Consider the following 14,749-nt stretch of genomic DNA (forward strand, 5'->3'; position numbering starts at 1 on the left):
CTCCCTTGCGATGGGCAGCCGTACGGCGCTCCGGGGCCTGGAAACGATGGCGTTGCTGTTCCCGTCAGAAGTCCGGCCGGATTGCCTTGCCTGCCGTCGGGCACTGCCCGCGGACGCATCCGGGGGGGGTGGGGCACCTGCAGCGTACAGGCCTGAGGCCCCCTGCTGGTGCTATCCCTGCAAGGAATAGAGGATGGAACGACTGACCTTCAGCGATGCCGGTCCTGCGGACTGGCCGTATCTGCTGTGCCTGTGGTGGCGCAACGTGCGGGCCACGCACGGCTTCGTGGCGGAGGACTATCTGCGGGCCATCGGGGCTGCCTTGCCGGGCGTCTATCTTCCGGCCATGGAGCGCGTACGTCTGGCCTGGCTGGAGCTCGCGTCCGCCGGAGATGCCGGGGACGAATGTGTGCCGAGGACGGCGCAAGGCCCCTTACCGGCGGGCACGGTGGCTGTGCCCCGTCCCTCTCAGGGGCGTTTGCCGGCGGGCTTTCTGGGCAGCGTGGAGCAGCGGGTGGAGATGCTCTTCGTGGAGCCGGGCCTGCGGGGCCGGGGTATCGGTACGGCCCTGCTGGAGGACTTCGGCTCCCGGCATCCCGAGATCCTGCTGGACGTCAATGAACAGAATACGGCGGCCCGGATATTTTATGCCCGCCGGGGCTTCGAGGTGGTAGGGCGCTCCCCGCTGGATGGGGCGGGGCAGCCGTATCCGCTCCTGCATCTGCGCCGGGTGCGGGCCGGGGGCGCCGGGGCAGGGCAAACAGCCTGACGCATGGCCTTTTAACGGGCTCGCATCCCTGCCGTCACAACAGGGGGCGGCATCCTGCTTTTGCTCCGCAGAGGACACAGCGGCGACGTGGCCGCTCAAAAAAACGGAAACGCCGGGGGGGACCCGGCGTTTTGGCATCGTCCGGGAGAATGACAATGCCGTCTCTCTGGGGAAGGAGATATCTATGCGGCTGCCACGCGGCGGCCGTGGAGGACGTAGTACAGCAGCACCGCGCCGAGGACCACGAAGGCCAGGGTCTGATACATGCCGTCATACCCTGCGGCGGGGATCATGAAGCCGAACAGGTAGGGCCCCAGACCGATGCCAAGGTCGAAGAAGATGAAGAAGGTCGTGGTGGCCTGGGCAAAGCGGGATTTGGACACCAGCGAAAGCGAGACCGCCTGCCCGGCGGACTGGAAGTTGCCGAAGCCCATGCCCAGGATCAATCCTGCGGCCAGCAGGACCCAGCTGCTGTTGGCGTGGGCCATCATGGTCAGGGAAAGGGCCGTCAGCAGCAGGGCCGGGTAGAAGATGATGTTCTCGCCGCGCAGGTCGAACAGGCGGCCGGTCAGGGGCCGGGTCACCAGGGCGGCCAGGGCGTAGAGCAGGAAGAAAAGGCTGGCCGCGCCGGTCAGGCCGCGTTCCGCCGCATAAGAGGTCATGAAGGCCTGGATGCAGCCGTAGCTCAGGCAGGTGATGAGCGCCACCAGCGAAAAACGCACCACACGGGGGTCGATGTAGCTGTTGAGCTCAAGGAAGGGCCGGTGGCGGTGGCGCATCTCCGGCAGGTCGTGCAGGCCGAAGAAGATGGCGATGCAGGCCAGCCCGATGCCCAGGCAGGTCTGTGCCAGGATGGTATAGCTGAAATACTGGGAGATGAGGATGCCCAGGAAGGGCCCCAGGGCCAGCGCGAAGGCCGTGCTCATGCTGAACAGGCTGATGCCCAGCCCGTGATGCTGGTGGGGCACCACATAGGCCACGATGGTACCGGTAGCCGTGCCCATGATGCCCACGCCCATGCCCATGCACAGACGTTGCACGAAGAGCAGGGCTAGGTTGGGGACCCAGAAAAAGGCCGCGATGCTGGCCGAATAGAGCAGCAGCCCGGCAAAAAGGATGGCACGGCAGCCGCACAGGGAAAGCAGGTTGCCGGTCAGGAAACGGCCGATAAGGCAGCCGATGACCATGATGCCCGCGGTGAGCCCGGCGCTGCTGAGGCTGGCGCCGTAGGTGGCCCGCGCGTAGGCCGTGCTGGTGACGAACATCAGGTAATAGGCCGTCATGACCAGCAGGTTGATGCAGGCGACCACATTGAAGTTGCGGTTGAAAATGGAGCGCAGGGCTTCGCCGGTGCTGGCGGTGCTGCGGTCCTGTGTCCGGGGCCGGGATCTGTGTTGGGTGGGCATAGGGATTCCTGGGCGAAATATCGCCATACCGTTGCGTGTGCAACGATATACGTCCGGGTGCTTTCTCTTGTCAAGCAGAAAACCTGTCCGGCGGACGGAGCGCTTTTGCCCTTGCAAGGCGCTGCAAGGCTGACTATGAAAAAACGACGTATGTGACCTACATCAATTTTCTGGAGCTGTTGTGGAACTGACCTATAAGTGGATCGCGCTGGCCAACCGGCATTACCTTATGTACCTGAACAAGCGTCTTGCTTCGTACGGTCTCAGCGGCAGCCAGTATCTTTTCATCCTGAACATCTGCCGCCAGCCCGGCCTGACCCAGGACAAGCTGCCGGACATCATCCACATCAACAAGAGCAACGTCACCCGTGCCCTGGCCCATCTGGAAAAGCGCGGCTTCATCCGGCGTGAGGTCAATCCGCAGGACAAGCGCACGGCCGCCGTCTTCCCGACGCAGAAGGCCCTGGACGTGTACCCGCACGTGCTGGAGATCATCCGGGGCTGGGACGCCTCGGTGACCAGCCCGTTGACGGAGGACGAGAAGCACACCCTGCAGGCCCTGCTCAAGCGCGTGGTGGCCTCGGCCCACGAGTACCGCAGTACCGAGAGCTAGAAAATTTTCGGGTACCCCGTGCGGGGAGCCCTTTTGACGCAGCAGCCGCTGCCCGGACATACAAGATGCCGGGGCAGCGGCTGCTTTTGCTTGGAAGGCGCATCCCTTCCCGAAGGGCATCATGCCCTAGTAGCTGATGCGCTCGATGAGCTTGCGGCGGGGCGTAAGCGAGATGTGGTAGTACTGGTTCTGAGGCACGTTGATGTAGGGGATGTCCTCCTCACGCTGGCGCAGGAACAAGGAGAGGATGACTCGGTTGATGGCCTGGTGCCCCACCAGCATCACGGGCAGTTCCCCGGCCAGGAACAGGGCCCGCTGCAGGCCGCGCCGCACACGCTCGCGCAGCATGGCGTAGCTTTCGCCGTGCGGGTAGGCGTAGTGGTACTTGTCCGCGTTACGGCCTGCCGTGACTTCGGGCATGGTCTCGCGGATCTCGCTGTAGCTCATGCCTTCGCAATCCCCGGCCCATATCTCGTCGAATTCCTTGAAGGCCATCACACGGGTATCATGACGTCCGCGCAGCAGAGGGGCTGCAGTCTCGTGCGAGCGCATGCGCGTGGAAGTGAACACCCAGTCCAGCTTCTGGTCGCGCAGATGCAGGGCCAGGGCCTCGGCCTGCATCCGGCCCTTAGCCGTCAGGGGCGGGTCTCCGCCGATGCGGCCCTGCACGTTGTATTCCGTCTGGCCATGCCGCGCCAGGTACAGGCTCTGCACCCACCAGCTGACCACGATCTCGCGGATGGCGGGATAGTAGGGGGAGCCTTCGCAGGGCTGTTCCGCCAGGATGCGGCTGGACATGGTGTCCACGCACAGCCAGTACTGCTCCTTGCCTACAGGTTCGTAGATGGCTTCGTAATAGCCGATGCGGCCCACAAAGCTCGCCAGTGCTTCGTCCTCGGTATAGCCTGCGTATTCCGGCAAGCGGGTCTTGTTGCGGATGCAGGCATTGAGCAGCACGGGGTCTTCATTGACGCATTCCAGAAAGAGAACGGGATGATCCGTGAGGCTGCGCTCTATGAAGGCCCGCCGTGCGCGGCTGACGTTGGTGGCATCCAGGATGGCCACGTCACCTTCCCGGTTCAGCCATTCTTTGGCCCGGACCAGGTTGCGCTGGCAGATCTCCTCGCGGATCCTGCGTCCTTCGGCATTGTCCGGGGAATAGAACTCCGGCAGGGTGGATTCCGCCCCCAGCAGTTCGCGGCGGACATCGCCGTTGTTGAAGATGGCTGAACGGAAGCCGTCAGCCGCCAGGCCGCCGCAGATGCGCCGGGCCAGACGGGACTTGCCGCGTGCGGGCAAGCCCACCATGACGAGATAGAGCTTGTGCATGTGACTCCTGTGGGCGTTGGTCTGTACGGATCTCAAGCGCGGCCTGGCCACGAGCTGGACAGGGCCGAGCGTCATGCCGGTCAGCGGGACGCAGGGGCCGCCTTGGGGGCCGCAAGCTGTTCCAGGGCCTTTTTCAGCGGCTTGCCGGGATGCTTGCCGCACCACTCCTGCAGGGCGTCGCTTTGGGCGGCCATGCTCCCCAGCTCCAGGGGGCGATAGGGGCGGTCTTCCTTGAAGGCCTGATGGCCGTCCCACCAGAGGACCAGCGGCAGCCAGTTGTCGCCCTGCTGGCGGAAGGCACGGCAGGGCTGGGAGAGCTTTTGACGCGATAGCTTTTCCCGCACTGCCTGCCAGCGTTCCGTCAGGCGGGACATGGGGGCCGCGGCGCAGGCGTCATGCAGGCGTATGGGCAGGCTGGAGGTCCATTGCTCCCCCTGCTGCCAGAGCTGGAAGGGAAGATCTTCCTTGCCGCTGCGGGCCGCCACATAACCGTCCAGCCATTCCAGCGGCACGTCCAGGCGCAGGCCGCCTCCTGTTTTTTTCCTGTCCACCGCCTGTTCGGCCAGAGGACGGCAGATCAGGGCCCCCACGCGCAGGTCGCTGTCTTCAGGGCTGCTGCCCAAAAGTAGCATTTGTCCTGGTTCTGCCTCCTGTACCGTGATGGTCAGAGGGGACGATATGTTTTTTTGAGGCTGTACCGCACCGGCAGAAAGAGGGCACAGCAGCATCACCAGTAGAAAAGCCGCACACAGCGGACTAACGGGCGTGTTTCGCATAATTTACTCCTGCCGCAGGATAGCATTGCCGACCGGGGGATTGGAAGCGGGTTTGTCGTGGGGGAATGGGCGTTTTTGGGGCAAAAACTGCCCCTCCCCTCACCCCCCCAATCCCGAAAAAAAATTTGCTCGGGTGTGGACGACAGTTCCCGCCGTTGTCTGGAAGGGCAGGGATATCCGGGCGTGCCGGAAAAGGGAACAGACGGGTGCCCCTCCGGGAATGAAGGGTATTGTTGCAAATTGCCGAGAGTGTTGCGTCTCCTGCCATGACAACCGGCAAGGAGCAGGTGATGGGGAAGGCTCTGGACTGTGGCGGTAGGAGAGCAGCAGAGGGCGTTGAAGTACAGGCAGGGCGGGGCCGCTCTGGATGCAGGGGCGGGAGGACAGGCTCAAAGATCTTGCCGGAATGAGGAACAAGAAGCGGATACGGGCTGTCTGCACTGAGGCCGGTGTCCGGCCGGGAATCCGGCGGCGCGGGCATCTTGTGCGCAGGTCCGGATGATCAGGGAAGGAGGCCCTTGCCGGTGAGACGGTGATGGGGACCGGCGCACGACCAGAGCAAAGTTTTTTGAAGGGGTGGGGGAGCGCGAGGGGGCGGGGGACTTTGTGTTCACAAAAGTCCCCCGCCCCCTCGCAAAAAAACAGCTGCGGCAGCTTAGGCCGTGACGGTCAGGCGCAGGAAGCGCTTCTTGCCCAGCTTGATGACGTATTCACCGGCAGCCAGGGGCGACATGGCGTCGTCGCAGCGCTGGCCGTCCACGGACAGGGCGCCTTCCTTGATGAGGCGCTTGGCTTCGCCGCGGCTCTTGACCAGACCGGCGGCTTCCAGGAAGGCGGGCGGGGTGCTGTCGTCGCCCTGGGCGCAGGTGTGGCAGGGGGCGTCATCCGGCACGCCGCCGCTGGCAAAGACGGCATTGAAGCCCTGGCGAGCCTCGTCGGCGTCCTTTTCGCTGTGGTAGCGGCTGACCATTTCGTGGGCCAGCATTTCTTTGGCAGCCTTGGGATGCACGCGGCCCTGGGCCACGTCTTCCTTGAGGGTGGCGATCTCTTCCAGAGACTTGAAGGACAGCAGCTCGTAGTAGCGCCACATGAGCTCGTCGGAGATGGCCATGACCTTGCCGAAGATCTCGGAGGGAGCTTCGTCGATGCCGATGTAGTTGCCGTAGGACTTGGACATCTTGCGCACGCCGTCCAGGCCTTCCAGCAGGGGCATGGTCAGGATGCACTGGCTTTCCATGCCGTAGTGGGCCTGGAGGTTGCGGCCCACCAGCAGGTTGAACTTCTGGTCGGTGCCGCCCATTTCCACGTCGGCCTTGAGGGCCACGGAGTCATAGCCCTGGCAGAGGGGGTAGATGAATTCGTGGATGGAGATGGGGCGCTGCTCACGGAAGCGCTTTTCAAAGTCATCGCGCTCCATCATGCGGGCCACGGTATAGCTGGAGGCCAGACGGATGAAGTCCGAGGCGTCCATCTTGCCCAGCCAGTGGGAGTTGAATTCCACGATGGTCTTTTCGGGGTCGAGGATCTTGAAGACCTGCTTCTTGTAGGTCTCGGCATTGGCGATGACCTGTTCCTCGGTCAGGGGGGGACGGGTCTCGGAGCGGCCGGTGGGGTCGCCGATGCGGCCGGTGAAGTCACCGATCAGGAAGATGATCTGGTGACCCAGCTCCTGAAAATGGCGCATCTTGTGCATGACCACGGTGTGGCCCAGATGCAGGTCAGGAGCGGTGGGGTCAAAGCCCACCTTCACGCGCAGGGGCGTGCCGCGTTCCAGTTTCTTGCGCAGTTCCTTCTCGTCAATCAGTTCCGCCACGCCGCGCTTGATCACGGCCATTTGGCGATCAATATCCATCATCGAACTTGTCCTTGCGTGGAGTTGGCCCGTTACGGGCGTTATCCCGGCAGGATAGCCTCGGCAAAGCGGGGGTGTCAATGTCCCGCAGGGGAAAAGGACGAAAAAGGGCGGCATGCCTCAGGGGAGGGAAAGGCCGTGCCCCCGGGGGGCAGGGAAGGCAGCGGACAGGTGGGCGTGAGGGATGGCGGGAACGGGGAACAGCCGTCCCGCGCGGCTTCAGCTCCGTCGCGGTAGGGCCCGTGGGGAAGGAGGACAGTCGGCGTCGAGTCTTTTGGGGAGAGCCGCGGGCAGGCCGGGAAGGCCTCGGCAGGCGGGGCGGCAGGCAAGGAGCGGGCAGGAACAAGGAACGCCTGCAGGGACTGTCGCCGAAAGGGAAGAAACAAAGGTCCTGTTCGGAATGCCCGGGGACGGGGATAAAAAAGGCGCCGACGGTTGCCCGTCGGCGCCTGACGTTGCCCGCCTGGAAAGGCCAGACCGGGAACTAGCCTTCCTGCTTGACCTTGGACTTGGTCATGGCAAGGCCAACGCCTTCAAACAGCTCGAAGATGGCGAAGCCATACCAGAGCGTGTAGATGACGTAGAAGATCAGCATGCCGCTCATGAGCCAGATGTGATCCGACACCTTCACGGGTTCCACGCTGTAGAAGTTGTTGCCGGGTTCCACGGCGCGGCGCAGGACCTGGTCAACGACCTGGGCCTCGGCGATCAGGCGCTGCTTCTGCAGTTCCTTGATGGAGGGGCTCAGCACATACCACCAGGCCGCGGCGGCCTTGAGGGCATGGGTGCCGTCGTAACGGGCGGTCACGGTCTCGGCGTCGTTGTGGTACAGGCTGTCGGCGTCGGTGGTGGCGGCGTTCAGCATGGCGGCCAGGTTGCCTTCGTAGGTGACCTTGGCGCCGTCAGCGCTGGCGGTCATGCCGGCCTTGGTCAGCACCTGCACGGCGGTCTCGGCCAGATCGGCCTTCTTCATGGTCACGGTGACCTTGACGTTGACCTTTTCCACGGTCTTCACATGTTCACGCACACTGGGGATGAAGTAGGAAGAACCCTTGGAAAGTTCGTTGAACACGTTATCGGCGTACTGGAGGCCGGTCAGGTGGTTGCCCTTTTCGTCACGCATGACGGGGGTGAGCAGCACACAGAACAGGACCAGGAACGAAATCAGCAGGATGGAACCCCGGACAAAGGGGCCTTTTTCATGAATAAGCATAATTAGGCCTCCCCTCTGAGCTTGCCGAGATTAAGGAAGAACTTGCTGAACACCCAGAGGCCGAAGAAGGCGACGACCACCCAGAAGATCACGTTGCCCACTTCTTCGATGATATTCACCACAGACATGGACCAGTCGAGGTATTCCATTTCGACCAGCTTCTTGGGCAGGGTGGCGGCGCGGTTGATGAAACCAGAGATGATGGACACGGCGTAGAAACCGCGGATGTGCACGCCCTTTACGACCTTGGTGGTCAGAGCGCCCACCTGGATGCCCAGCAGGGAACCCAGCAGCATGCCCACGGCCAGGGTGTAGAACACGTAACCGTAAATGGCGTACTGGCCCACGGAAGCCAGACCGGCGGTGAAGATGATCTGCAGGATGTCGGTACCCACGGTGGTCATGGAGGACACACCGAAGATGTACACGAACATGGGGAAGGTCACGAAACCGCCGCCCACACCCATGATGGCGGCCAGCATGCCCACGACCACGCCACCGGCGGCAACGATCCAGCCGGAGATGCGACGGCCACCAGGCACCAGGTCTTCGTCAAAGGTGATCATGGGGGGCACGTTCAGGCTCTGCAGCTTGACGGAAAGGCCGGTCATGCCGGCGGTGCCGCCGTGAGCGTCGCCGCTGTCGGCCTGGGTGCCGCGGGTGGCTTTCAGGAAGTCGAACAGGGCGTAGAAGCCCAGGAAGCCCAGCAGCACGGCGTAGATGGTGCTGATGAACATTTCGGACAGCAGCGGGTCGGCATTGTACAGGCCCTTGTTGATGGCGCCGCCCACGAAGGTACCGGCACCGGAGCCTACCAGGAACGCGATGGCCAGTTTGACGGACACGTTACCGAGCTTTTTATGGACGGTGGTGCCCATGATGGCCTTGGCGAAGATGTGGAACAGGTCCGTACCGACAGCCAGGATGCCCTTGACGCCCGCGGCCATCAGGGCCGGGGTGATGATGAAGCCGCCACCGGCGCCGATGCAGCCGGTGATGAGGCCGGCCGCCAGACCGACGGCGATGGAGGCCAGGAAAATGGTGGTGGTGTAGAAGGCCGGCGCATACGCGCTTTTGCCGCCCAGCATTTCGTGGGCTTCATAGGCTTCGGCACCGCACACGAGCAGGATGGGCGCGGCCAGGGCCAGCAGGAACAGCATCTTTTTGCGGTTCTTGATGATGGACGTGGAGACTTCCAGGTCCCATTTGGCGTAGGCCTGCGAGCTGCTTAACAGAAATTGATACAGTGATCTGCCAAAACTCATAACTCCTCCCGGTATGTTTGCCGTCAAAAACAGCAAAAAACATGCCATTTGTGCAAAAAATCCCAATCGCAAGCTAACATGCCGTAACCAAAGGAGATACGGAAAACAAAAACAGCCTGCTCCCCTGATGGAAAGCAGGCTGTCAGATGTCAGCTTTTTTTACAGTTGCAAAAAAAAGCTACTTTTTGTTCAAACCTTCACTCTGTCCGAAGATGACCAGTTCCAGCCAGTCCAGAGCAAAGTCCAGCGTGGCTTCGTCGGATTCCATGACGGCCTTCTGGCGCTCTTCGGTGATCTCCACGCGGCGGAAGATGCCCATCTTTTCGATGAGTTCGCGGAACTTGTCCAGCTGGTAGAGGCAAAGGATGACCATGGTGGCCATGCGCGGTTCCAGCGGCTTTTCCGTGGCCTTGACCATGGCCATCAGGCGCATGTAGCGGTCATTGGCGGCATTGTATTCGTCCAGCTCCTGGCTGGCCAGCCAGGTCTGGGCCGTCCATTCCTTGCCTTCGTCAAAGCCGTGGCAGTGGGGCTCACGCACCAGGAAGAAGCGTTCGTCCACGCCCTCGTGGCCCATCTTGGTGCCGCGGCCCAGGGGGTAGAAGCGGCAGGCGCCGGGGCGGTTCTCGTACACGGAGCAGCCGCCGGGCGTCACGAAGGGACAGGGTTCGCCGGGGCCTTCCAGCATGCGCAGCAGAGGCAGGGGGAAGCCCGTGTCGGGGAAGGTGCGCATGCGGGTGAAGTCGTTGAGGAAGGCCTCGCTGGGCATGTTGTTCATATGACGGCGCAGGCGCAGCACGTCATAGGGGGTCAGGGGCAGGGTCAGTTCCGCACAGCAGCGGTTGAAGCAGGGAACTTCGGGATGGCAGGCAAAGCAGAAGGTCTTGCCCGGTTCCAGCTCGGGCAGGTTTTCCATGAATTCGCGGCTGGCGTCTTTTTCCATGATGCGTTCTCTTGTTGGAAGGTTGTGGGAGCAGGACAGTGTTTGGGAAAAATTTCCCTAATGCGCGCCGTCCTGCTTGCTTGTATCCTCTTCCGGGGTTTGCTGCAAACTTTTTCGTTCCAGAGGAAGGACTGCGGTGCGATGGAAGGGGCTGCGGCCCTTTTTACTGGGCTTTATGCCGCTGCAGCAGGGCAGGCATAGGGCAGGCTGCTGCCGTACCGGACTGTCTGGTTCGTCTTTGCCGACTTCGCGGGAGGAGCATGCATTCTAGGCGGGATGAAGGTCAGGTACGCAGAGAGGGATCAGGGATCGTCCTGGAGAGCCGGTACCCTGCCTCGTGTGGAGAAGCGCGGGTCTAGGCTCAGGACTCATTAAAGGTAAAAAATAACGATAGCCGCAAGGTGAATTGCTGAAAGGAATGTATGAGCACAGCGATCATAGCGCATGGCTATGTGACGCCAGTCATTCACCGGGAAAACATGTGTTCTATCTTGTGATGCTGGAGATATTGTTTCTTGTTGTAATACTCATGACTCTTGTATTTTTCCGAGAAGGAATGCAGGGAGTGCAACCTCGATTTTTCAAAAAACTGCGAATCCATCCGGCATCATAGCCCCTGTCAGCAAGAAGTATTCGGGTTGAAGGCAGAGTTGGCAAGAGACATGCCGCACCGCCATAATCACTGATGCTTCCGGCTGTCAGCAATGTCCGAATCGGACGTCCGTCGAAGTCGCAGACTACATGTAATTTGGTGTTCAATCCTCCTTTTGTGCGTCCGATACAGCGAGAGGAAGCCCTTTTTTTCTCAAACTTGCGGCAGTTCTGTGAGCTTTCAGACAGGTAGCATCAATCATGAGAAGGGATGTGTCCTGGGTACTTTCGGAAAGAGCCGTAAAAATCTTTTCGAAGACGCCCATGTTACTCCATCTGACAAAACGGTTATAAAGAGTTTTATAGGGGCCGTATTCTTTTGGAGCATCCTTCCATCGGAGACCGAACTTGAGAACATGGATAATTCCACTGATAATTTTTTGATCGTCCCTTCTGGGAATGCCTCTTGAACGAGGAAAAAAAGGGCGAATGACATCCATCTGAGCGGAAGAAAGGTAAAAAAGAGTGGACATAGAAACCTCCATATCCATACTTATCCTTTTTTGACGTCATTGGAAATAATGAGTCCTGAGCCTAGGACTTGCCACGGGATGCCCCGGATGGTAGAAAGCCGGCATGCGCTCTCCTTGCGGAGGAACGCGGGCATGATCTTCAGGCTTCCGCATGCCCGCGCTCACCACGTAAGCCGCAAGGAGTATCCCCATGCCCTGGCTTGCCTTGTTCACCGCAGTCGTCACGGAAATTATCTGGGGCCTGAGCCTCAAATGGGCTCCCACGACCTCCCGTCCCCTTGTTGCCTCCCTCATCCCCATTGTCCTGAGCTTCCTCAACATGGGCCTGCTGTCTTACGCCATGCGCTTCCTGCCCGCCGGCCTGTCCTACGCGCTGTGGACCGGCCTCGGCTCCATCGGCGTGGCCGTGGGCGGCATGCTCTTCTTTCAAGACCGCATCTCCCTGCCCCAGGCCGGCTTCATGCTGCTGATCCTCGTGGGCTGCATCGGCGCCCGCCTCGCAGCCCCGCAGAACTGATCCCCCCTTCTCCGCAAGGCGCGCAGAACAAGGCCCCGTTCCCGGCAGGAAACGGGGCCTTGCCGTGCACGGGGCCGGGCCCCTCCCGCGCAACCGCCCGTGGACGAAAGCGCAGGGGCCGGGCTCAGCCAAAAAGCATGGTCGATCCGTTCATGAGCAGCTCGTCAAGCTCGCTGTCCGTGAAGCGGGTGCGGCGCTGGAGGGCGTCGATCTCGTCCTGCGGGTCCATGATGGGGTAATCCGTGCCGAAGACCAGCCTTTCGCGCGGGTGCCGCCGCAGGATGGCGCGCAGGGTGTCGTCGTCGATCTCCTGCATGCAGGAGGACGTGTCCATCCAGACGTTGCGGTCGGCCAGCACGTCCAGCGCGTACTTCCATTGCCGGAAGCCCCCCAGATGCGCGGCGCAAACCCGGAGCTTCGGGAACTTGTCCAGAATGGCGGCCATCTTGTAGGCTCAGGACTCATTAAAGGTAAAAAATAACGATAGCCGCAAGGTGAATTGCTGAAAGGAATCTGTGAGCACAGCGATCATAGCGCGTGGCTATGTGACGCCAGTCATTCACCGGGAAAACATGTGTTCTATCTTGTGATGCTGGAGATATTGTTTCTTGTTGTAATACTCATGACTCTTGTATTTTTCCGAGAAGGAATGCAGGGAGTGCAACCTCGATTTTTCAAAAAACTGCGAATCCATCCGGCATCATAGCCCCTGTCAGCAAGAAGTATTCGGGTTGAAGGCAGAGTTGGCAAGAGACATGCCGCACCGCCATAATCACTGATGCTTCCGGCTGTCAGCAATGTCCGAATTGAACGTCCGTCGAAGTCGCAGACTACATGTAATTTGGTGTTCAATCCTCCTTTTGTGCGTCCGATACAGCGAGAGGAAGCCCTTTTTTTCTCAAACTTGCGGCAGTTCTGTGAGCTTTCAGACAGGTAGCATCAATCATGAGAAGGGAGGTGTCCTGGGTACTTTCGGAAAGAGCCGTAAAAATCTTTTTGAAGACGCCCATGTTACTCCATCTGACAAAACGGTTATAAAGAGTTTTATAGGGGCCGTATTCTTTTGGAGCATCCTTCCATCGGAGACCGAACTTGAGAACATGGATAATTCCACTGATAATTTTTTGATCGTCCCTTCTGGGAATGCCTCTTGAACGAGGAAAGAAAGGGCGAATGACATCCATCTGAGCGGAAGAAAGGTAAAAAAGAGTGGACATAGAAACCTCCATATCCATACTTATCCTTTTTTGACGTCGTTGGAAATAATGAGTCCTGAGCCTAAGGCGGCGTGCGCGAGCTTCCTGCGCCGGACGTCCTCAGTCGTGACGGCCCGGACGCCAGGAGCCGTCCCGCTGGATGCGGGGCCGGGGCAGGCGGTGCTGGCCTTCGGGACGCAGGTGGTGCTTGTTGCGGAAGTCGTCGTAGCCCTTGCGTGCGGGATTGCCCTGCCATTGCCGTTGGGCGGGTCGGGGGGAAGGCCGGACGGAGGACGAAGGCTGCCGGGACGGGCCGGTCATGGCGGCCACACTGGTGACGGTGGACGTGAGGGAGCCACTGCCTGCGGACACCTGTGCGGTAAAGACCGGGGCGGCGCCCAGGAGACAGAGGACGGTCAGCAGGCGGAGGGTCTGGCGATACATGACGGGACCTCGTGGAGGCATACGGTAGGGGAGAGCAAAACTGTCATTGTGCCGGATGTCCCTGTGCCCGGGCGCCCGGCTTTTGAAAGAGGGGCCGAAAATCGCCGGACAAGACGACATGGTCATGCCCGTTACCCGAATAAGAAAAAAGCGACCTTCTCCCGCAGGAGATGCCGCTGCACAGTCCTTCCGATAGCTCAGCCCCGTATGGCGGGTTTTGGGGAGGGAGGGGGTGTGGGGGAGGGGGCCCCTTTTTGCCGCAAGCAAGCGACCGAAGGCGGACCGCAAGGGCTGTGCCCGTTGCGACGAAGGAAGCTACGGGCATCGACAGCAGAGATAAGGGGTTCCCTCCCCCACAGACATTCTTTCAGATGGGCCCTGCTAGATGACCTTGTTCAGGGCGTATTCGATGATGCCCTCGGCCCCGGCGTCGCGCAGACGGGGGATGAGGTCGCGCACCACGTCGATGTTGACCACGGTTTCCACCGAGAGCCAGGCCTCGTCGCGCAGGGGCGAGACCGTGGGCGAGTTCAGGGAGGGCAGCATCTCGAGGATGGCGTCCAGGTTGGAGGCCGGCGCGTTCATCTTGATGGCCACCAGGCTTTCAGCGCGCAGGGCGCCCTGCAGGAGCAGGGTCAGCTGGTCGATCTTGGCGCGCTTGCGCGGGTCGGCCCAGGCTTCCTTGTTGGCGATGATGACCGGGTAGGAGCACATCACTTCGTCGATGATGCGCAGGCCGTGGGCCCGAATGGTGGTGCCGGTCTCGGTCACTTCCACGATACCGTCGGCCAGGCCTTCCACGACCTTGGCTTCCGTAGCGCCCCAGGAATAGAAGACGTTCACGTCCACGCCCACGCGCTTGAAATAATTGCGGGTCAGACCTTCCAGTTCGGTGGCGATGCGCTTGCCGGCCAGGTCCTGCGGGCACTGGTAGGGGGAGTCACCGGCCACGGCCAGCACCCAGCGGCAGGGGCGGTTGGACGTCTTGGAGTAGACCAGATCCGCCACATGCACCACCTTGTCTTCATGACCGCCTTCCGTGAGCCAGTCCAGACCGGTGATGCCCACGTCCAGGATGCCCGCGGCGATGTAGCCGCCGATCTCCTGCACGCGGCACAGCGAGGCCGTGATCTCGGGGTCATTGATGTCCGGGAAATAGTTGCGCGTATGCTTGCGGATCTTCCAGCCGGCGCGCTCGAAAAGGTTGATGGTGGCGTCTTCCAGCGAGCCCTTGGGCACGCCCAGTTTAAGGATGGCCTGCGATTCTTCGCTCATCGTGTCTACTCCGGCAGGCGAAAGGCC

Annotated in this window: 13 protein-coding genes and 2 pseudogenes; 3 read left to right on the plus strand and 12 right to left on the minus strand. The window is 61.1% G+C overall.

The window, feature by feature from the left end; genetic code table 11:
• Nucleotides 1–193: 193 nt before the first annotated feature.
• Nucleotides 194–769 (plus strand): GNAT family N-acetyltransferase, encoded by a 576-nt coding sequence (locus ACQRBR_RS11255; protein WP_427812996.1) that lies wholly within the window; start codon nucleotides 194–196, stop codon nucleotides 767–769.
• Between the two features lie 182 nt (nucleotides 770–951).
• Here the strand turns inward: ACQRBR_RS11255 and ACQRBR_RS11260 are convergent, their stop codons facing one another.
• A complete protein-coding gene (locus tag ACQRBR_RS11260; protein ID WP_239465028.1) occupies nucleotides 952–2,175 on the minus strand; it encodes an MFS transporter in 1,224 nt (407 codons plus the stop codon).
• A 181-nt stretch (nucleotides 2,176–2,356) separates the two neighbouring features.
• Between ACQRBR_RS11260 and ACQRBR_RS11265 the strand changes: the two genes are divergently transcribed.
• Entirely contained in the window at nucleotides 2,357–2,788 is a 432-nt protein-coding gene (locus ACQRBR_RS11265; RefSeq protein WP_303879499.1) for a MarR family winged helix-turn-helix transcriptional regulator, read from the plus strand.
• Between the two features lie 126 nt (nucleotides 2,789–2,914).
• Here the strand turns inward: ACQRBR_RS11265 and ACQRBR_RS11270 are convergent, their stop codons facing one another.
• From ACQRBR_RS11270 to ACQRBR_RS11300, 7 genes and pseudogenes are all read right to left on the minus strand, one after another.
• Complete coding sequence (locus tag ACQRBR_RS11270) at nucleotides 2,915–4,117, minus strand: bifunctional nucleoside/nucleotide kinase/histidine phosphatase family protein (RefSeq protein WP_427812997.1); 1,203 nt, start codon at nucleotides 4,115–4,117, stop codon at nucleotides 2,915–2,917.
• An 80-nt stretch (nucleotides 4,118–4,197) separates the two neighbouring features.
• Nucleotides 4,198–4,749, minus strand: a complete 552-nt coding sequence (locus tag ACQRBR_RS11275) for a hypothetical protein (protein ID WP_427812998.1) — start codon at nucleotides 4,747–4,749, stop codon at nucleotides 4,198–4,200.
• A 799-nt stretch (nucleotides 4,750–5,548) separates the two neighbouring features.
• Entirely contained in the window at nucleotides 5,549–6,748 is a 1,200-nt protein-coding gene (gene tyrS / locus ACQRBR_RS11280; protein WP_006007781.1) for a tyrosine--tRNA ligase, read from the minus strand.
• Nucleotides 6,749–7,229: 481 nt separating this feature from the next.
• Nucleotides 7,230–7,958: a hypothetical protein gene (locus ACQRBR_RS11285; RefSeq protein WP_303879482.1), complete on the minus strand. Its 729-nt coding sequence runs from the start codon at nucleotides 7,956–7,958 to the stop codon at nucleotides 7,230–7,232.
• A 2-nt stretch (nucleotides 7,959–7,960) separates the two neighbouring features.
• A complete protein-coding gene (locus ACQRBR_RS11290; protein ID WP_006007786.1) occupies nucleotides 7,961–9,223 on the minus strand; it encodes a sulfite exporter TauE/SafE family protein in 1,263 nt (420 codons plus the stop codon).
• A 178-nt stretch (nucleotides 9,224–9,401) separates the two neighbouring features.
• A complete protein-coding gene (locus ACQRBR_RS11295) occupies nucleotides 9,402–10,166 on the minus strand; it encodes a YkgJ family cysteine cluster protein (RefSeq protein ID WP_168935822.1) in 765 nt (254 codons plus the stop codon).
• 371 nt (nucleotides 10,167–10,537) lie between these two features.
• A pseudogene (locus ACQRBR_RS11300) lies at nucleotides 10,538–11,290 on the minus strand (IS5 family transposase).
• A 190-nt stretch (nucleotides 11,291–11,480) separates the two neighbouring features.
• Here ACQRBR_RS11300 and ACQRBR_RS11305 point away from each other — a divergent pair.
• The gene (locus ACQRBR_RS11305) at nucleotides 11,481–11,807 is read left to right on the plus strand and encodes a DMT family transporter (RefSeq protein WP_289616696.1); all 327 of its coding nucleotides are present in this window, start codon (nucleotides 11,481–11,483) and stop codon (nucleotides 11,805–11,807) included.
• Nucleotides 11,808–11,931: 124 nt separating this feature from the next.
• Here ACQRBR_RS11305 and ACQRBR_RS11310 read toward each other — a convergent pair whose 3' ends face one another.
• The 4 genes and pseudogenes from ACQRBR_RS11310 to hisG form a co-directional block, all read right to left on the minus strand.
• The gene (locus ACQRBR_RS11310; protein WP_303879466.1) at nucleotides 11,932–12,252 is read right to left on the minus strand and encodes an amidohydrolase family protein; all 321 of its coding nucleotides are present in this window, start codon (nucleotides 12,250–12,252) and stop codon (nucleotides 11,932–11,934) included.
• Between the two features lie 19 nt (nucleotides 12,253–12,271).
• A pseudogene (locus tag ACQRBR_RS11315) lies at nucleotides 12,272–13,024 on the minus strand (IS5 family transposase).
• A 99-nt stretch (nucleotides 13,025–13,123) separates the two neighbouring features.
• Nucleotides 13,124–13,447 (minus strand): hypothetical protein, encoded by a 324-nt coding sequence (locus ACQRBR_RS11320; RefSeq protein ID WP_417035459.1) that lies wholly within the window; start codon nucleotides 13,445–13,447, stop codon nucleotides 13,124–13,126.
• A 381-nt stretch (nucleotides 13,448–13,828) separates the two neighbouring features.
• Complete coding sequence (hisG, locus tag ACQRBR_RS11325) at nucleotides 13,829–14,722, minus strand: ATP phosphoribosyltransferase (protein ID WP_204626043.1); 894 nt, start codon at nucleotides 14,720–14,722, stop codon at nucleotides 13,829–13,831.
• Nucleotides 14,723–14,749 lie beyond the last annotated feature (27 nt).

It is taken from the genome of Desulfovibrio sp. SGI.133, assembly GCF_050313955.1.
In the GTDB taxonomy this organism is placed as follows: Bacteria; Desulfobacterota; Desulfovibrionia; order Desulfovibrionales; family Desulfovibrionaceae; genus Desulfovibrio.